This window comes from Magnetovibrio blakemorei, assembly GCF_001746755.1.
Classification (GTDB): domain Bacteria; phylum Pseudomonadota; class Alphaproteobacteria; order Rhodospirillales; family Magnetovibrionaceae; genus Magnetovibrio; species Magnetovibrio blakemorei.
In genome coordinates this window covers 1-18,826 of sequence record NZ_MCGG01000036.1, presented here as the reverse complement: position 1 = coordinate 18,826, position 18,826 = coordinate 1, and the positions used below count along the sequence as shown (strand labels likewise).

Annotated in this window: 19 protein-coding genes and 1 pseudogene; 5 read left to right on the top strand and 15 right to left on the bottom strand. The window is 54.4% G+C overall.

Annotation, left to right across the window (positions count from 1 at the left end; genetic code table 11):
• Positions 1 to 8: 8 nt before the first annotated feature.
• Both BEN30_RS11000 and groL read left to right on the top strand, forming a co-directional pair.
• Positions 9 to 320, top strand: coding sequence for a co-chaperone GroES (locus BEN30_RS11000; RefSeq protein WP_069958397.1), 312 nt, complete (start codon positions 9 to 11; stop codon positions 318 to 320).
• A 67-nt stretch (positions 321 to 387) separates the two neighbouring features.
• Positions 388 to 2,055: a chaperonin GroEL gene (gene groL / locus BEN30_RS10995; protein ID WP_069958396.1), complete on the top strand. Its 1,668-nt coding sequence runs from the start codon at positions 388 to 390 to the stop codon at positions 2,053 to 2,055.
• 104 nt (positions 2,056 to 2,159) lie between these two features.
• On the opposite strand, the gene BEN30_RS10990 is transcribed toward groL, so the two are convergent.
• From BEN30_RS10990 to BEN30_RS10955, 8 genes are all read right to left on the bottom strand, one after another.
• The gene (locus tag BEN30_RS10990) at positions 2,160 to 3,578 is read right to left on the bottom strand and encodes a glutamine synthetase family protein (RefSeq protein WP_245649042.1); all 1,419 of its coding nucleotides are present in this window, start codon (positions 3,576 to 3,578) and stop codon (positions 2,160 to 2,162) included.
• Between the two features lie 16 nt (positions 3,579 to 3,594).
• Positions 3,595 to 4,416, bottom strand: coding sequence for an ABC transporter permease subunit (locus BEN30_RS10985; RefSeq protein WP_069958395.1), 822 nt, complete (start codon positions 4,414 to 4,416; stop codon positions 3,595 to 3,597).
• 8 nt (positions 4,417 to 4,424) lie between these two features.
• Positions 4,425 to 5,282: an ABC transporter permease subunit gene (locus BEN30_RS10980; protein ID WP_069958487.1), complete on the bottom strand. Its 858-nt coding sequence runs from the start codon at positions 5,280 to 5,282 to the stop codon at positions 4,425 to 4,427.
• Positions 5,283 to 5,443: 161 nt separating this feature from the next.
• Positions 5,444 to 6,592, bottom strand: a complete 1,149-nt coding sequence (locus BEN30_RS10975) for an ABC transporter ATP-binding protein (protein WP_069958486.1) — start codon at positions 6,590 to 6,592, stop codon at positions 5,444 to 5,446.
• A gap of 72 nt (positions 6,593 to 6,664) precedes the next feature.
• Positions 6,665 to 7,759 carry a polyamine ABC transporter substrate-binding protein gene (locus tag BEN30_RS10970; RefSeq protein WP_069958394.1) on the bottom strand — a complete coding sequence of 365 codons (1,095 nt, stop codon included), beginning with the start codon at positions 7,757 to 7,759 and terminating at the stop codon, positions 6,665 to 6,667.
• Positions 7,760 to 7,802: 43 nt separating this feature from the next.
• Positions 7,803 to 9,173, bottom strand: coding sequence for an aspartate aminotransferase family protein (locus tag BEN30_RS10965; protein WP_069958393.1), 1,371 nt, complete (start codon positions 9,171 to 9,173; stop codon positions 7,803 to 7,805).
• Between the two features lie 35 nt (positions 9,174 to 9,208).
• A complete protein-coding gene (locus BEN30_RS10960; protein WP_069958392.1) occupies positions 9,209 to 10,567 on the bottom strand; it encodes a glutamine synthetase family protein in 1,359 nt (452 codons plus the stop codon).
• Positions 10,564 to 11,325, bottom strand: coding sequence for a gamma-glutamyl-gamma-aminobutyrate hydrolase family protein (locus BEN30_RS10955; protein WP_069958391.1), 762 nt, complete (start codon positions 11,323 to 11,325; stop codon positions 10,564 to 10,566). The genes BEN30_RS10960 and BEN30_RS10955 overlap by 4 nt, the downstream gene beginning before the upstream one ends.
• Positions 11,326 to 11,628: 303 nt before the next feature.
• Here BEN30_RS10955 and BEN30_RS10950 point away from each other — a divergent pair, with 303 nt between their 5' ends.
• Genes BEN30_RS10950 through BEN30_RS10940 form a run of 3 tightly spaced genes read left to right on the top strand, consistent with a single transcriptional unit; the run spans position 11,629 to position 14,859 of the window.
• Positions 11,629 to 12,918: an NAD(P)/FAD-dependent oxidoreductase gene (locus tag BEN30_RS10950; protein ID WP_069958390.1), complete on the top strand. Its 1,290-nt coding sequence runs from the start codon at positions 11,629 to 11,631 to the stop codon at positions 12,916 to 12,918.
• Between the two features lie 60 nt (positions 12,919 to 12,978).
• The gene (speB, locus tag BEN30_RS10945) at positions 12,979 to 13,950 is read left to right on the top strand and encodes an agmatinase (RefSeq protein ID WP_069958485.1); all 972 of its coding nucleotides are present in this window, start codon (positions 12,979 to 12,981) and stop codon (positions 13,948 to 13,950) included.
• A gap of 27 nt (positions 13,951 to 13,977) precedes the next feature.
• A complete protein-coding gene (locus BEN30_RS10940) occupies positions 13,978 to 14,859 on the top strand; it encodes a bile acid:sodium symporter family protein (RefSeq protein WP_281201835.1) in 882 nt (293 codons plus the stop codon).
• Positions 14,860 to 14,957: 98 nt separating this feature from the next.
• Here BEN30_RS10940 and BEN30_RS10935 read toward each other — a convergent pair whose 3' ends face one another.
• The 7 genes and pseudogenes from BEN30_RS10935 to BEN30_RS18655 all read right to left on the bottom strand — a co-directional run.
• Positions 14,958 to 15,461: a hemerythrin domain-containing protein gene (locus BEN30_RS10935; RefSeq protein WP_069958388.1), complete on the bottom strand. Its 504-nt coding sequence runs from the start codon at positions 15,459 to 15,461 to the stop codon at positions 14,958 to 14,960.
• A 21-nt stretch (positions 15,462 to 15,482) separates the two neighbouring features.
• Positions 15,483 to 16,829, bottom strand: coding sequence for a hypothetical protein (locus tag BEN30_RS10930; protein WP_069958387.1), 1,347 nt, complete (start codon positions 16,827 to 16,829; stop codon positions 15,483 to 15,485).
• Entirely contained in the window at positions 16,826 to 17,089 is a 264-nt protein-coding gene (locus BEN30_RS10925) for a DUF2249 domain-containing protein (RefSeq protein ID WP_069958386.1), read from the bottom strand. Before BEN30_RS10925 ends, BEN30_RS10930 begins: the two co-directional genes overlap by 4 nt.
• Before the next feature lie 177 nt (positions 17,090 to 17,266).
• Positions 17,267 to 17,575 (bottom strand): hypothetical protein, encoded by a 309-nt coding sequence (locus tag BEN30_RS10920; RefSeq protein ID WP_139134990.1) that lies wholly within the window; start codon positions 17,573 to 17,575, stop codon positions 17,267 to 17,269.
• A gap of 335 nt (positions 17,576 to 17,910) precedes the next feature.
• Complete coding sequence (locus BEN30_RS10915) at positions 17,911 to 18,162, bottom strand: hypothetical protein (RefSeq protein ID WP_069958384.1); 252 nt, start codon at positions 18,160 to 18,162, stop codon at positions 17,911 to 17,913.
• Entirely contained in the window at positions 18,150 to 18,452 is a 303-nt protein-coding gene (locus BEN30_RS10910; RefSeq protein ID WP_139134989.1) for a DUF4270 domain-containing protein, read from the bottom strand. Before BEN30_RS10910 ends, BEN30_RS10915 begins: the two co-directional genes overlap by 13 nt.
• Positions 18,440 to 18,826, bottom strand: a pseudogene (locus tag BEN30_RS18655) (hypothetical protein); the annotation flags it as partial. The pseudogene BEN30_RS18655 and the gene BEN30_RS10910, both read right to left, overlap by 13 nt.

The window sequence follows — 18,826 nt, the reverse complement described above, 5'->3', positions numbered from 1 at the left end:
ATTCAGAAATGAAGTTCAGGCCACTTCACGACCGCGTGCTGGTTCGTCGTCTCACATCAGAAGCGAAAACCGCCGGCGGCATCATCATCCCCGAAACCGCACAGGAAAAGCCTTCTGAAGGCATCATCGTTGCTGTCGGCACCGGCGCACGCCGCGACGACGGCACCATCGTGCCCATGGAAGTCAAAGCCGGCGACTGCGTTCTGTTCGGCAAATGGGGCGGCACCGAAGTCAAAATCGACGGCGAAGACCTGCTCATCATGAAAGAGAGCGACATCCTCGGCGTGGTTGACGGTTCTGCCAAAGGCAAAAAGAAATAAGCCAAGCGGCTGTTTCTTTTCTCCACACTCATTGCTTTAAGCCAATCCAAACGTAAGGAAATTCAACATGGCTGCTAAAGACGTAAAATTCGGCACAGATGCCCGCCAGCGTATGCTCGCTGGTGTAGACTTGCTGGCGAACGCCGTCAAAGTGACGCTGGGCCCCAAAGGCCGCAACGTGGTTATCGACAAGTCCTTCGGCGCTCCGCGCATCACCAAGGACGGTGTCACCGTCGCCAAAGAAATCGAACTTTCTGACAAGTTCGAAAACATGGGCGCGCAGATGGTCAAAGAAGTCGCATCGCGCACCAACGACGAAGCCGGTGACGGCACCACCACCGCAACCGTTCTGGCTCAGGCTATCGTTCGCGAAGGCTGCAAGGCCGTCGCTGCGGGCATGAACCCGATGGATCTGAAGCGCGGCATCGATATGGCCGTAGAAGCCGTCATCAAAGACGTGCAAAAGCGCTCCAAAAAGGTCAAGACCTCTGCTGAAGTTGCACAGGTCGGCACCATTTCCGCCAACGGCGAAGCCGAAATCGGCGCCATGATCGCTCAGGCGATGGAACGCGTCGGCAACGAAGGCGTCATCACGGTTGAAGAAGCCAAAGGCCTCAGCACCGAACTCGACGTTGTCGAAGGCATGCAGTTCGACCGCGGTTACACTTCGCCCTATTTTGTCACCAATGCCGACAAAATGACCTGCGAAATGGAAAACCCCTACATCCTCATCCACGAAAGCAAGCTGACCAGCCTGCAGGCGATGTTGCCGGTTCTGGAAGCCGTTGTGCAGTCCTCGCGCCCGCTGCTGATCATTGCAGAAGACATCGAAGGCGAAGCCTTGGCGACCTTGGTGGTCAACAAGCTGCGCGGCGGCCTCAAGGTTGCTGCGGTGAAAGCTCCGGGTTTCGGCGAACGTCGCAAAGCCATGATGGAAGATATCGCCATCCTGACCAACGGCACCGTGGTTTCCGAAGATTTGGGCATCAAGCTCGAAAACGTCACCTTGGACATGCTGGGCACGTGTAAACGCGTTTCCATCACCAAAGAAGAAACCACCATCGTCGACGGCGCTGGCGCAAAGAAAGCCATCCAGGCCCGTTGCAACCAGATCCGTGCTCAAGTCGAAGAAACCTCTTCCGACTACGACAAGGAAAAACTGCAAGAGCGTCTCGCCAAATTGGCCGGCGGCGTTGCTGTTATCCACGTTGGCGGCAGCTCTGAAATCGAAGTCAAAGAACGCAAAGACCGCGTTGACGATGCCCTGCACGCGACCCGCGCTGCCGTTGAAGAAGGCATCGTCCCCGGTGGCGGCACGGCGCTTTTGTACGCGTCCAAAGCCTTGGTTAAACTGGAAGGTGAGAACCCCGACCAGAGCGTTGGCATCGACATCGTCCGTCGCGCAATTTTGACCCCGGTCCGTCAGATCGCTCAGAACGCGGGTGCCGATGGCGCCGTGATCTCCGGCAAGCTGATGGAATCCAAAGACACCAACTGGGGCTACAATGCTCAAACTGGCGTTTTTGAAGACCTGGTCAAAGCTGGCATCATCGACCCGACCAAGGTCGTGCGCACCGCTTTGCAAGACGCTGCATCCGTTGCAGGTCTGCTGATCACCACCGAAGCCATGATCGCTGACAAGCCCGAACCGGCTGGTGCTGGCGGCGGCATGGGTGGCGACATGGGCGGCATGGGCGGCGGCATGGGCGGCATGGGTGGCGGCATGGGCTTCTAAGCTCACGCTTCCAAGACCTGAGCCCCTTAAGCGTTCAGCTCAAGGCTCAAAACAAAAACCCCCGCACTTCGGTGCGGGGGTTTTTTGTTCGTTGAGGCAACGTATTACAAGTACCAGTCATATTCGCGCTTGGATATGTAATCGCGGAAACTGGTGACTTCGGCGATTTTGGTAAGCTGATAGATGTCGCAATACCACTCGCCAAAATAATCGCGCAAAATAGCCCCCTCACTAAACGCCGTGAGGCTGTCTTCGATGGTGCGCGGGAAATCTACGTCAGGCTCAACACCGCCATTTCCTGAGGTGGCCTCGCCGGGATCAATTTCATGGACGATACCATAATGCAGGGATGCCAAAACCGCAGCCAGCGCCAAATAAGGATTGGCGTCGGCGCCCGCGACCCGATGTTCGATACGCCGCGCGCTGCCTTCACTTAACGGAATGCGGAACGCCAAAGACCGATTGTTGACCCCCCAGGTTTTGCCCATAGGGACATAGATGTTGGACTGGTAGCGACGGTAGGCGTTGATGCACGGGGCAAACACCGCCATGGATTCAAACAACCCCGCCTGCATGCCGCCGATGGCATGCCGCAGGATCATGTTTGCGTGCGGATCATCCCCGTTGGCGAAAAGATTGATGCCGTCTTTGTCGCAAACACTCACATGCATGTGCAAACCGTTGCCCGCCTGATCCAAAAACGGCTTGGCCATAAAGGTCGCGCGAAAGCCGTGCTCAAGCGCCACATTGCGCACCACCCGGCACAACAGGGCAGCATGATCCGCCGCCGAAACGGCGGGAGAGGAATGCTTCAAGTTCACCTCAAACTGCCCGGCGGCGTATTCGGCGCTGGCGGTGTATGCCGGTATGCCTTGAGCATGACAGGTTTTTTCGATATCGCTGAGCACGGCCGAATAGTCTTCCAGTTCTTCCATGCCATAAACTTGGGTGGAAATTTCCCGTTCGCCCGTGGCGGGCGAAATCGGCGCTTGCGGGCGACCATCCGGGGTGCGCTGAGGATCGATGAGATAAAACTCCAGTTCCATCGCGCACACGGTGTACAAACCATCTGCGTTCAAACGAGCTTCCACACGGCGCAAAATATTGCGCGCTTCCAGAAATTCTTTGCCGCCGTTGGTGCCGTCAAAAGAAACGATGCACTGCGCCGTCGGCTCATGCGCCCACGGCACCGGCACCAAGGTTCCCGGCACCGCGTACATCACACCGTCCGGATCGCCATCGCTAAAACCAACCCCGCCCGCGTCCGAGGTGTTGCCCGTCACATCCACGATCATGGCCGAATACGGCATCAACATGCCTTTTTCAAACAGATGGGGGATTTCCGTGCGCGGATAGCGCTTGCCGCGCAAGATGCCGTTGATATCAAGGAACAACGCATCCAAATGCTCGATCCGGGGGAACTTTGTCAAAAAGGCTTCCGCTTCTTTGCGTAAGACCTCAGGGTTGGGCCGGTCCAGGCAGGTGGCGGTCATAAAATCATCTCCATTTGTACGCTTCGACATGTGTCCCTCAAAGAGTTCAAGGGATTGCCGAGGCGAGTAATTCATCATTTTTGCGTTGGCTTTCGCGACGCTTATGCAGCACCGACGCCAACAGGACACCGGTCGCGATGATGCCGATCAAGATGGTCGACACAGCATTGATTTCAGGCGTTACACCAAAACGCACCATAGAATAAATTTTCATCGGCAACGTGGTCGCACCAGGCCCCGTGGTGAAGCTGGCAATCACCAAGTCATCCAACGAAAGCGTAAAGGACAACAACCAGCCCGACAAGACGCCGGGCAGAATAATCGGCAAGGTGATGACAAAAAAGGTTTTTAACGGCGGACAGCCCAAATCCATCGCGGCTTCTTCGATGGAACGGTCAAACGCGTTGAGCCGCGCTTGGATCACAACGGCCACATAGCACATGGCGAAGGTGGTGTGGGCCAAGGTGATGGTCCATAGGCCCCGATCCAACGAGATGGCGACAAACATCAACAGCAATGATAGCCCGGTGATGACTTCCGGCATCACCAACGGCGCGTAAATCATCCCGTTGAACAACGTGCGTCCGCGAAAACGACCGAACCGCACCATGGAAAATCCAGCCATGGTGCCGAATATAGTCGCCAATGTTGAGGATAAAAACGCCACCTTCAAAGTCACCATGGCAGCATTCATGATGCCTTCATTTTGGAACAACTGGCCGTACCACTTTGTGGAAAATCCAGCCCATACGGTGACCAGTCGAGATTCATTAAAGCTGTAGATCACCAGCAATATGATCGGCACGTACAAAAAGGCAAACCCGACAATGAGCGAAACCTTGTTGAACCAACTCCACGATTTGATCATGTGCCCCCCTATTCCCCCAGCTGAGAACGGTTGGATTGGAAGCGTTGGAACCACACGATCGGCACCACCAGCAACAGCAACAAGATTACGGCTGCGGCGGACGCCAGCGGCCAATCTCTGTTGTTGAAAAATTCAGACCACAAGGTTTTGCCGATCATCAAGGTACTTGATCCGCCCAAAAGATCAGGGATCACGAATTCCCCCACTGCCGGAATAAACACCAAGAAACAGCCCGCAATGATGCCCGGGCGTGACAGCGGAAACGTCACCTTCCAAAACGCTTTGTGCGGCGGGCAACCCAAATCCGCAGCCGCTTCCAACAGTGAATGATCCATTTTTTCCAAACTGGAATAGAGCGGTAAAATCATAAACGGCAGATAGGAATAAACGATGCCAATGTAGACCGCGATGTTGGTGTGCAAGATCACCAACGGTTCATCAATCACGCCGGTCCACAGCAAAAACATATTGAGAAACCCTTCGGTTTTCAAAATACCGATCCAGGCATAAACGCGGATCAGAAAAGACGTCCAAAAGGGCAAAATAACCAACATCAAAAGCGGCAATCGCCAAGACTTAGGCGCGCGCGCCATGCCATAAGCAATCGGGTACCCCACCAGCAGCGTCAGCACAGTCGAGACCACCGCGATCCGCAAGCTGCTCAGATACGCATGCATATAGAGATCGTCGTGAAACAAACGCTGATAGTTCGCCATATGCAAATTGAGCTGAACGTATAGACCATCGATCATTTCAAACAGTGGCGCATACGGCGGGATGGCAATACGGATTTCGGAGAAACTGATTTTAACGACAATCAGAAACGGGGCCAAAAACAAAAGCACCAGCCACAGATACGGAACCATCACCGTCAGAGAGCGGCCTTGCAGGCCCCATCGATAACACCGAGACGCCGCCCAGCGATACGGTGGGCACTCGCAAATCATGCTCACCAAACCGCCCGATACGAGGGGCAAACCTTTGTGTTTTTTCTTCATCGGGTCGGGTGATGTCATAGCCACCCCGCTCAGCTCATCAACACGACAGAGGCGTTCGGCGCCCATGACACGTAAACGGAATCTTCCCACGTGATGGTGTGTTCCGTTTCCCGGTAGCGATTGGTCATGGCCACCGTCACCATGCGCTTATCTTGCAAGCGCACATGATAGACCGACAACTTGCCCAAATAGCCGATGTCCCAGACTTCCCCCTTCAAGACATTTTCCGTCATGTTTTTGGGCGGGTTCAACGAGACGATCATCTTTTCCGGGCGCACAGCAACCCACACGGTTTCGCCCAGCGCGGCTTCAACGCTGCGTCCGGTGCGCACCGGAACGTCGCTGGCATTGATGAGGATTTGCGCGCTGTCGGCCTGAACGTCGGCGACACGGCCTTCAAAAATATTCACGTCACCGATGAAGTCGGCAACCTTGCGCGAATTTGGAAATTCATAGATCTCCGCGGGTGGTGCGACTTGCGCCACGGTGCCGCTGTCCATCACGGCGATCCGCGACGAGACGGTCATGGCCTCTTCTTGGTCGTGGGTGACGATGACGAAGGTGATGCCGAGTTTTTCTTGAATGTTCATCAACTCGAATTGTGTTTCTTCGCGCAGTTTTTTATCCAGCGCGCCAAGGGGCTCATCCAACAAAAGCATCTTCGGATTTTTCGCCAAGGACCGCGCCAACGCGACCCGTTGACGCTGGCCGCCAGACAGCTGTTCGGGTTTGCGCTTGGCAAACGCATTCAGCTTCACCAAATTGATCATGCGCTCGACTTGGTCCGCAATCTCTGCCTTGGGCAGGTGGTCTTGTTTCAAGCCAAAGGCGATGTTTTGTTCGACCGTCATATGCGGGAACAGCGCATAAGATTGGAACATCATATTCACGGGCCGTTTGTGCGGCGGCACCTTTGACATGTCTTCGCCGTCAATAATGATGCGCCCAGAGGTGGGGATTTCAAAGCCCGCCAGCATGCGCAAGAGCGTGGTCTTGCCGCACCCGCTGGGGCCGAGCAGTGCATAAAATTCACGCTCAAATATATTCAGAGAGATGTTGTCGATGGCGACGAAATTACCAAATTTTTTGGTAACGTTCTCAATCCGCACAAAGGGTTCTTTGTCCGCTTCATTCCACGGCGCAAACACCGTGTGCTCTTGAGAATTGGCTTCGATCATGGCGCTTGGCACCTTTTGATGTGGGCTGAAAAACCGCCCCACCATAAGGTGGGACGGCTGATTTCTCAGAACTTATTGACCACTTTTCACCCGCGTCCAGATGCGCGTCAAAACGCGCTGAACATCCGAGCTATAGGGTGTGATGATAAACAGCTTCTTCAACGCTTCGGGAGTCGGATAAATCGCCGGATCACCGATCACGTCAGGGGTCAGAAACTCCTGCGAGGCTTTGTTGCCATTGGCGTAGAAAACATAGTTTGACGCCTTCGCCATCACCTCGGCGCGCATGATGTAGTTGATAAACGTATGCGCATTGTCGGGGTGCTTGGCATCTGCCGGAATGGCCATCATGTCAAACCACATTTGTGCACCGCCATCGGGCGTCACATAAGCGACCTCGACACCGTTTTTGGCTTCGGCAGCGCGATCACGGGCTTGCAAGATGTCGCCCGACCAACCGACCGCGACGCACGCATCGCCATTGGCCAGGGCGTCGATGTATTCTGAAGAATGGAATTTGCGGATAAACGGTCTGATCGCCATCAACACGGCTTCGGCTTTTTCGATCACGGCCGGGTCTTTGCTGTCTGGGTTTTCCCCGATGTAATTCAGCGCGGCGGGAATCATTTCATCGGACGTGTCCAACATATAGATACCGCAATCGGCAAACTTGGCAGCGACTTCTGGGTTGAAGACCAAGTCCCACGAATTCACCGGTGCATCCGCCATGCGCTCAGCCACTTGCTTGGTGTTGTAGCCAATGCCCGTGGTGCCCCACATGTAATCGACAGCGTACTGGTTGCCTGGATCCCAAATCGAGGTGCGATCCAAAACCATATCCCAAAGATTGCCCCAGTTCGTTAGCTTTGATCGGTCCAGCTTCTGGAACACACCGGCATTGATTTGCCGCGCCAAGAAGGTGCCCGACGGCACCACCACGTCGTAACCCGACGAACCAGCCAACAATTTGGTTTCCAACACATCATTGGAATCAAAAACGTCATAGACCACTTTGATGCCGGTCTCAGTCGTAAAATCGGTGAGAATCTGTTCATCGATATAGTCCGACCAGTTATAGACGTTTACAACTTTTTCTTCTGGCTTATCGCCACACGCGCCTAAGGCCAACCCGGCCACGGCCAAAAGTGCTGCACTTAACTTTTTCATCAATTAGCTCCCACAAATCATAAGAAACTCAAGTACACAGGCCTTACATGAAGCCAAGATCTTTTGCCGTCATATCGAGGCACATGTGGGCTTTTTCCATCAGTTCATCAACTTCTGTTTTGGTGATCACCAACGGCGGCGCCAATAGCATCGCATCCCCAGTCGCACGCATGATGATATTATTCTCAAAGCAATGATTACGACAGATCATACCCACTTCGCCAACTTTTTCGAAGCCTTTGCGCGTTTCTTTATCTTTGACCAATTCCATCGCCGCAATCAAGCCGCGACCACGCACTTGGCCGACCAGCGGATGATCCACAAATTCTTGTAAACGCCCCTGAAAATAAGGCCCGATATCGGTTTTGACCCGCTCGACAATACCTTCGTCGCGCAAAATGGTGATGTTGGCGTGAGCCACGGCGGTCGACACCGGATGGCCCGAATAGGTGTAACCATGATTAAAATCACCGCTGTCTTTCAAAACTTCGACGATGCGATCATGCACCATGACCCCGGAAATGGGGATATAGCCCGACGACATGCCCTTGGCCATGGTCATCAAATCGGGCTCAAAACCAAAGGATTGGCAACCAAACCATTCCCCGGTGCGGCCAAATCCACAGATCACTTCGTCAGATACCAGCAACACGTCGTATTTGCGACAAATGCGCTGAATTTCCGGCCAGTATGTGTCGGGCGGCACGATCACGCCCCCCGCCCCTTGAATGGGTTCGCCGATAAACGCCGCCACATTGTCGGCGCCCAGTTCCAGAATTTTGTCTTCCAGTTTGCGCGCAGCCACCAAGCCGTAAGCGTCTGGGCTTAAATCGCCGCCATTGAAGTACCAATGGGGCTGCTCGATATGCTCAAATCCGGCCAGGGGCAACGGGCCTTGTTTGTGCATATAGCCCATTCCGCCCAAGCTGGCCCCGGCAAGGGTACTGCCGTGATAGGCGTTGTTCCGGGCGATGAAGGTCTTTTTGCTGGGCTGGCCCTTGGTGTCCCAATAGCGCCATACCAAACGCACCACGGTGTCGTTGGATTCGGAACCCGAGTTGCCGTAAAAAACGTTGTTAAAACCTGCAGGCGTCACTTCTGATAACAGCGTCGCCAAAGCCGTGGCAGGCATGGTCGTGGTTTGAAAGAAGGTGTTGTAGAAGGCCAATTCGTTCATCTGCTTGGCCGCCACATCGCTCAGTTCTTTGCGGCCATAACCCAAATTGACGCACCATAGCCCCGACATGCCGTCGATGAGTTTTTCGCCCTCAGAATCCCAGATATACACGCCCTCGCCCCGGGTGATGACGCGCACCCCCTTTTTGCTCAGCTGGGCAATATCCGTAAAGGGATGCAGGTGGTGGTCGCGATCTTCTTGCTGCCATTCGAGGGTGCTGTTCAGAGCATTGGACATTGAATTATCCTTTTTTGGGGGAGACACACGTCAGATCAAACGTTCAACAACAGATGTTCGCGTTCCCACGAACTGATCACTTGATCATAAGTCACCAATTCTTCCCGCTTAACGATGCAGAACAAATCGACGAACCGATCGCCCAGGATCTTGCGCACCGACGCGTTCTGTTCAAAGCGCTTCAAGGCGTCGGACAAATGCGTCGGCAGGTTTTTGGGAAGAATATAGGCGTTGCCGAGTTCCGGTGCCGTCGGCGTCAAGTTTTCGATCATGCCCAAATAGCCACACGCCAGGGTCGCCGCAATCGCCAGATAAGGATTAACGTCCGCACCCGGCAGCCGATTTTCGACCCGCCGAGACGCCGGGTCGGAACGCGGAATGCGCAATCCACAACTGCGGTTGTCCAGCCCCCAATGGGTGTTGATGGGGGCCTCTTCATAGGCAAAACGGCGGTAAGAATTCACGTTCGGCGCAAACAAGGGCATCATCACAGGGGCGTAGGTTTGCATGCCGGCCACACATGACATAAACAAGGGCGTATCGCCGTCCCCGTCATCGCTGAATACGTTTTTACCTGTCTCCAGGTCGTAAAGACTTTGGTGAATATGCAAGGCGCTGCCCGCTTCTCTTTGCATGGGTTTGGCCATAAAGGTGGCGTAAACGCCGTGATTTATGGCGGTTTGACGCAAAGTGCGCTTGAACAAAAAGACCTGATCGGCCAAATCGAGGGAGTCGCCGTGGAGGAAATTCACCTCCATCTGCGCGGCACCGCCTTCGTGATTGAGGGTATCGATGTCGATGCGTTCGGCCTCGCAATAATCGTAGACGTCTTCAAAGACTTCATCAAATTCGTTGGCGGCATCGATGCCGAAAGCTTGACGGCCCGTTTCCGGACGGCCGGACCGACCAATGGGCGGTTCCAACGGATAATCGGGATCGATGTTTTTCTTCACCAGATACATCTCGACCTCGGGCGCGATCACTGGCTTCCAGCCTTTGTCTTCGTAAAGGGCCAGCACCTCGCGCAGCACTTGGCGCGATGAAATGTCCACAGGCGTGCCATCGGTGTAGACGCAATCGCAGATCACCTGCGCGGTCGGTTCCGTATACCAAGGCACCGGGCGTATGGTGCTGGGGTCGGGGCGCATCACCACATCTTTATCGACCACCGACACCAAATCGAAGGTTTCGGGAAAGTCGCCCGTAACGGTCTGGGTGAACATGCTTTCCGGCATACGATGGGTATCGGTCTGAATGCCCTTGAGAAATTTTTCAGACGGCAAGATTTTCCCGCGCGGAATGCCCGAAATATCGGGGATCAGGCATTCAACTTCGGTGATCCGGTGCTCAATGCACCAGGCATCGATATCGATAATTTTATCTGAATGTGTCATCGCTCATTTCTTTTCTCAGCGCGCCCCCGGCAAGCTTCGCCGAAACGCTCAAACAATGCACGTGCAAATGCGTTTTCCATGACTTTCCATTCGGGATGCCACTGCACGCCCAGGGCAAACGCCTTGGCCCCTTTGACGCAAAACGCTTCGATCAGACCATCCGGCGCTGTGGCCTCAACGTCAAGGCCCGGTGCCAGTTGCGCCACGCCTTGGCCATGCAGTGAATTGACGCTCACGCGCGATGCCCCGGCGATACCGTGCAACAGGCCGCCTTCAACCAACTCAACCTCATGGGCGGGCCCAAAATAGACGTCGGGGGTCTGCGTGCGGTCTTCGCGGTGGTCGATCTTGCCTGCTACGACATGGACTTTTTGATGCAAGGTGCCGCCAAAGGCGACGTTCATTTCTTGAAATCCCCGGCAAATGGCAAACACCGGCACACCCTCTTGGACCGCCTGACGGATCAACGGTATAATCGTGGCGTCGCGCTGGGGATCGTGCAAGGTCCCGGCTTCGCTGGGCTCACCGCCAAAATGATGGGGTTCAACGTTGGAAACGCTGCCGGTCAGATAGAGACCGTCACACACCTTCAAAACGTCTTCGGCATGGGTGGAGGAACCGAGCGAAGGTAAAATAATGGGCGTCACGCCTGCGGCTTCTGCCAACGCGTTGACATACTTTATGCCGACCGCATAGTTCGCATAGCCGTCGACATCTTTAATGCACGAAGAAACTGCAACAATGGGCACGGAGCGCATGATTGTCTTTTCACCTCAATGAAAACAAAGCCATAACGGCAAAACGTTTGATATATGCAACACTACCATGCCCACAAACGACCAACAAGGCACGAATAGAACCTTTATAAATTACGCCTGGCATTGTAAATTACCCGCTGTTGCAATTGATTATGCCCTGCTAGCAGGCAAAATCTGAAATAACGCCACAGACCTTTCCCTATTCACGCCATTAAAATATAATGGACAATATCCGTCGCACACAAAACCCCAACAAGGCCATCGACGCACCCCTTTTGCCCTAAAACGTTTTAGAGTGAGCCCATGAGCACGATACACAACACCCGTCATGCGGACTCGTATTATGCAGCCTCCGCCAACCCGTCACCCCAGCGCGCACCTTTAAAAGGCGACGTCCTGTGTGACGTGTGCGTGATCGGCGCGGGCATCACCGGGTCTATGGCAGCATTACATTTGGCGCAACAAGGATTCAAGGTGGTTGTGTTAGAAAGCCATCAAGTCGGTTGGGGCGCGTCAGGGCGCAGCGGCGGACAAGCCATCATCGGTTACAACAAGACGGTGCGCGAAATAGCGTCTCTGGTGGGACCTGACGATGCCAAGAGACTTTGGGAGCTGGGCCTGCAAGCCAAAAATTTGCTGGCCGAAACAGTTGCCACCCATGCCATTTCGTGCGATCTGAAATGGGGCCATTTGATGATGGCCATCAAACCCCGCCAGCTGCACGAATTGCAAACGCTCAAGGATGAACTGGAAAACGATTGCACTTATCCAGGCCTAAAGATGCTGGATCAGAGTGAGGCCCGCGCGCGGGTGGGCAGCGACAAATACATCGGTGCGCTCAGTGATCCGGGCAGCGGCCATCTGCACCCGCTCAATTATACATTGGGCTTGGCGGCAGCAGCGGAGCGCGCGGGAGCCGTCATCTATGAACACACCCCCGCCACCCACATAGCGGAAGCCACCGCCCCCGTCATCACCACCGCCCAGGGATCGGTCAAGTGCGCCCATGTGATTTTGTGCGCCAACGCCTACCTGGAAAAGCTGGAACCGCAACTTGCCCGCAAAATCATTCCCGTGGGCACCTTTATGGTCGCGACGGAACCGTTGGACGGCGCTTTGGCCAAAAGCCTCATTCGCGACGACGATGGCGTGGTCGACATCAACTTCGTGCTCAACTATTGGCGACTGTCCGCCGATAAACGCATGTTGTTTGGCGGACGGGTCAGCTATTCCGGCTTGGTCCCGTTCGATTTGAAACAAACCATGGGGGCCACCATGAACAAGGTTTATCCCCAACTGGCGGGGACCCGCATCGATTATGCGTGGGGCGGCAACGTCGCCATCACCGTCAATCGTTTGCCGCACTTTGGCCGCGTGGGCAAAAACATCTTTTTCGCCCACGGCTTTTCCGGGCATGGGATTTTGCTTACCGGACTGGCGGGGAAACTCATGGCTGAAGCCGTTCAAGGCACAGCCGAGCGGTTTGACGTTTTCACCCGCATTCCCCACATGTCGTTTCCCGGCGGGGTGCTGATGCGCAAACCGGCCCTGGTTTTGGCCATGGCGTATTTCAAGCTGAGGGATTTGCTGTAACCCTTTATCAGCCACCAAATTGCCGTATACTGAGGTTTGCAATCTGAGGACAAAATCATTATGTCGGACCAAAATCACGGCGACCAAGCCTTTCGCAAAGACGATCTGTATGGCCGCTGGCCGGAAATGACCTATGGCGGCGCGGTGAGCTTTTTACGCCGCAAATACACCGAAAACCTGAGCGGCGTCGACGTCGCGGTCAGCGGCATTCCTTACGACTGCGCCACCACCTATCGCTCCGGAGCCCGGTTGGGACCGCGCGCCATTCGCCAAGCGTCCGTACAATTGGCGGAACTTTCCGCCTTTCCGTTTGGATTTGATCCGTTTGACCATTTGGCCGTGGTGGACGTCGGCGATTGTTTTGTCGACGCGCAGTATCCAAACCAAGTTGTTGATGCCATCGAAGCGCACATCACGCGTATTTTAGACGCCAACGTCTTACCGCTCAGCTTTGGCGGCGATCACTTCGTCAGCTATCCCATCTTGCGCGCCGTGGCCGCCAAGCACGGTCCGATCGCGCTGGTCCATTTCGATGCCCATCCCGACACCTGGGAAGATGACGGCAAACGTTTTGATCACGGCTCCATGTTTCTGCGCGCCAAAAACGAGGGCCTGTTGAAGGTTGAACACTCCATCCAGGTCGGCATCCGCACCCACAACGATTCAGATCACGGCTTTGACATTCTCACCTCGCCTTGGGTTCACCGCAACGGCGTGGACGCCACAATCGAAGCAATATTAGAGCGGGTGGGCGATACCAAGGCCTATTTGACCTTTGACATCGACTGCCTGGACCCGGCCTTCGCCCCCGGCACCGGCACGCCCGTGCCGGGCGGGCTGACGTCGGCACAAGCGTTGGAGATTGTGCGGGGCTTGGGCGCGCTCAATTTGGTCGGCATGGACGTGGTCGAAGTTGCCCCGGCTTATGACGTATCTGAATTGACAGCCATCAATGCCGCCACGATTGCGCACGATTTATTGTGCCTTCTGGCCGAAAAAAAGGGCGCCGTGCGCAAACCTCTCGGCCGCTAACACCCCAAAGCATACGCCCAAAAGGAATTGATCAAGCCCATGCAAAGTCTGCTGCCATTAGGCCTCGCCTTCATCATGTTTGCCATCGGATTGGGCCTGACGCTGCACGATTTCACGCGGGTGTTTCGCGCGCCCCGCGCCATTTTGGTGGGACTGATCAATCAAATCGTCCTGTTGCCTGTGATCGCCCTGGTCGTTCTGATCGGCTACAACGGACGCCCCGAATTTGCTTTGGGTTTGATGATTTTGGCGGCGGCACCGGGGGGCATCACGTCGAACTTGCTGACCACCTTGGCGGGTGGCAGCGCCGCGCTGTCGGTGTCCATGACCGCCATCGCCAGCTTGGCCAGCGTCGTCACCGTACCCATCATCTTAGGTTTGGCGCAAACCCATATCTTGGGCCTGACCCCCGACGCCGCAACCACCATTCAGATGCCATTTGGACGCATCATCGCCTCGATTCTCGTGGTCACCAGTTTACCGATTGTGCTGGGCATGGCGTTGCAATCCAAGCGGCCCAACTGGGCCAATTGGGCGCGTCCCAAAGCCCGCCAATTGGCCACCATCATCTTTGCCCTGATCGTCGCCAGTGCATTTGTCGGCCAGATGGACAACATCCTCACCTATTTCACCGAAATCGGCCCACGCTTGGTGATGCTCAATGTGGCGACCATGACGTTGGGGGTTGTTTCCGCTTTGGTCCTCGGGTTGGGACGTGCCGATTCCATTGCGATTATGTTGGAGTGCGGATTGCAAAATGCCGCTTTGGCCATCTTCATCGCCGTATCGGTACTGGGCAACCCGATCTTGGTGGTTCCAGCCATCACCTACGCTTTGATCATGAACATCACCGCAGCCGCCGTGATTGTGTGGTCACGCCGCGCCGCCTATCCAGCCATCGCCAAATAAAAACACGTGGGTCCGTCACAGGTGTGTCAGCTGCGCGGAAGATTGGATGAAACAGCTTCGGTTGGGGAATGCCGATTGAGAAACGGTGTAAAATTCCGTTATTTTGCTGTGGCAAATGCGACCGTTAGGGCTTGGTCTTCCTCGGACGTGATGACATGTTCCAACAGCGGCAAAAAGCCCATCTCTTCTTTTTGAATATGGAAAACTTCGCGTTCCGCCAACTCCATGCCCATGTCGTAAACCGATGCCCAGATCTCGGACGTTATGCCACCTGCCAACAGGGCTTCGATTACTTCGGTCAGCTTTTCCGCCAACGGACGGATCGTGTCGTGTTCACTGCGCAAGATGGACAGCATCGGCATATCTCCCATTTGTTCGAGGCGGACAAATAAATTTTCTTCCTCGAAACGGAAGTGGCTGGAGATTTCCGTTTGCATAATGGAAACCAGCCCGTTCAACAGGTTGGTAAGTTCGGGTGAGAGTTCGTTCGGTGCCGTGTTACGACCGATCTTGCTCAGTGCTTCCTCCAAATCTTCAAGCATACGAACCGTTGCCATATGATCACTGTGCAGGGTCTTACAGATGTCGAGGGAATACTCCATCCAATGTTCTCCTTTTTTTGTTTATTTTGATTGTTCTTCTTTGCCGTACAGCGTCATAACCGTTTCACTGACGCCCAGGGCAAACCATAAGAAGGCAACAGCCCCCACCACACCAAAGCCGCCGCCCAGCAGAACCAACACGTCCAGCTCCAAAAGAATGCCGAGCGATACCAAAACCAAGGCGGCGCCATGACACAGCGCATGCAGTTTCAGCGTGATATTTTGATGCCCCATTTCCGACATGCGCGGGGCGGGACGGCCAATTTTGTGGGCATGCATCGTCGCCAAAAATGGCAAAATGCGTTGTAAAATCCCCGTAAGGAAGGTGAGCAACCAACCGAAAATGAGGATAAAACCAAACAGGTGCAATAAGTTGAAATCTAGCGGTACGATTGCGGCCAACCCACCGATGACGATCGATGCGATCAACAATCCCCAACTGGCGCGAACCATCACGAACGACAAGCCGAGACGGCGTTTCATCCCCGTGCGCAGCGCCTTAAGCAACAGATGCAGATAAATACCTGCCCCTATGAGGCCCAGGACAGCCGCCACGATCATGGCGGCGGTGTTGCCAGACAGGACTCCGCCGATGGCCAGTATGAGTCCTGCCAAATTTACGCCCAAGGACACGCCCGCAAGCTTTGGGTTGGGTGTTGGCGATAAAACGAACATCGGCACCAGCACGTAACTGAAGCCCATGACCAAAATCCCCATGAAGCCATACCCGCCGAGCAAGCCATGGCTAAGCGCCAACTTGGCATGCTCGGGCAATAGGCCAACACCCAAAAAGCCCGTATTGAAATCAACGATCAAGGACAACCCCGCAACGACAAGCAAAGTCATACTGATCAAGGCGACCCAGCCATGGCGCACCGTCGCTTGCAGGGACTTGGACTGCCAAAACACGGTGCCAACGGTCACGCCGAACAAAGCCAACCCAGCAACCGCCAGCACGCCGCCCAGCAACATCACTGGCGTGTTGCCAATAAACATGGCGGAGACCAACAGCCCTGTTCCCGGAATGTACAGCCAAGACGACAACCGACAGAGCAAAAGCGATTTCAGGACAACGCCGGTGGCCACACTCAACAACTGATATGAGGCGCCCATAGCGGTCATCGCCAAAACCCCCAAAGTCAGCGCATGCAGCGCAGCCAAAACAACGCCATAACCGCCGAAAAAAGCCGAAACGTCCGCATGCCCATACGTCAGCAACCCCCACGCCACAATCTGGAACATGCTGGCCGCGACGAAAAACCGCAACGGTATCCCGTACGGGATCAAGCGGCTCTGCGCGCCAGCCAGGATCGCACCGGGAAAAGCTTCCGGCTGAAAATTGGGAAGTTCGGGGCCTTGATCGCTCACCGCGTTACATCCGGTTTCAACTCGATCATCACAACGGCCTCACCCGACGCATTATTTTGTTCTTCATTCATGAGTCGGCCAGACCAGCCCCGCTCTTCCAGTTCCTGATAGAGAAAGATGGGGTCGCGTTCCAAGTGGACAATGATCGGATAATCCGCACCGCCGTCGATTTCCGACAGGACTTTGATCATGGGTTCCGGCGGCGCAAGCCCTCGTAAATCAAGGTGCACAACATCATTGTCCCGCCATCGTTTCACCATGTGCCGCACCCGATTGATCCGAATAATGTGGTCATTATCTAAGTATTGGAGACGGCGTCATTGATAGGGATCAAGCTGATCGTGTGGATATTCCCGCAGCGCGTAACAGGGAATGGGCAAGTTCAAAATTGGGAGAAACAGGACACGTATGTCGTAGGCTATGCCGTTTCAGAACCTTTACGGCTCTTCTACGGTGTATTCATACGGTGGCAAGCAGACTTCTCGGCCACCATGATCGACCAACCGCGTCCCAGTGTTTTTGAGGTAGCTTTCGGTGAATAAAATGGCATTTGCCAAGGCTTCTTCATGATCACCGCCAATAATCTTCAAATCTCGGCTTCTAATGTACGGGCAGCGAACCAAGCAAAAATGCCCGAGCTCCTCAATCCCCCCACGAAAAATAGAAAGTGAAAATGGCACCCGTTCGCCCTCGCCATTAATGGCGAGGGCATCAAGTTTGAAGATGGGGTCGGTCAGTTGTTCCATGTATCCAGCGGTGGCCATTGATCACGCGGCTTGCCCGCCAAGCAGGCGGAGTATCGTTCACTCGCCGTTGCACGGCAGCGCGCTCCAGCTTGTTTCCCACGGCGTTTCAAAATCTCATTGCACGACGGAATGGATTTCTCATTCAATAAAGCTACGAAACAAATCTCGCCGTTTCAAGTTGGTTTACTCTGACAATCCCGGTGAGTGAACTCAAAGCAGAGAGAAAAAGGATCGCTGGACTCGTATGTCACAGGCTACGCTGTTTCAAAACCTTTACGGCTCTTCTGCAGCGTATTCATACGGCGGCAAGCACACTTCCTCTCCGTCCTCATTGATCAGAAATTCACCCCCGTGTTGAGATATGTTTCGGTGAATAAAAGGGCTCCCGCAAGAGCACCGGCATCGTCAACGCCAAAAATCTTCAAGTCCCGGTTCCGAATGTGCGAGCATCTTACCCAACAGTAGTGACAGATATCCTTTTCTTCGATCCCTCCATAAAATATGGAAAGAGAAAATGGTGCCTTTTTGCCATCCCCGTTTACGACGATGGCATCAAGTTTGAAGATGGGGTCGGTCAGTTGTTCCATGTATCCAGCGGCGGAAGGTCAACTTGCTGCTCATTTTCGTTTATGAGTTGCGTGTTCGAATGTTTTAAAAAGTTTTTTATGAATTCAAGTGAATCTTTGAGTGACTCCGATTTACCTATATTAATAATCTTCAGGTCATAATCCCGGATATAAGGACATCGCACCCAACAATAATAGTTTGTCCCCTCCTTGCCCCCGTCATAAATGGATAGGGTAAAAGGTGCGCGATCACCATCGCCGTTTACGGCCATGGCTTTAATGGCGTACTCAGATTTTCCTAGTTGTTCCATGTGTCTAATGGCGGCCATTGAGCACGAGGTTTACCAGCAATACAAGCTGCGTAGCGCTCATTTGCTGAAGAAAAGCACCTTTGAGCTGCCGCCTCACCTCTTCGTTCTTTGATTGCATTGCACGTCGGCACGTCGACATTATAGAGCTGATAATCGCAGTTGTCATCCTGAGGCGTATCGCCCTTTAGCGGGAGAGCCATGCCCAAAAGCCCGGCGGCTCCGGCTGCCCATCCTGAAATTTCTGCCGCAAACCAGGGGAGCGCCAGCGCTGCCGCTGGCGCGGCTGCCAATTGCACACCATTTTTCTTGTTCCCCTTGTTTTGGGACTCGGAAAACAAATCCGGTTTTACCGATTTTAATTGAAGAAAGCCGTT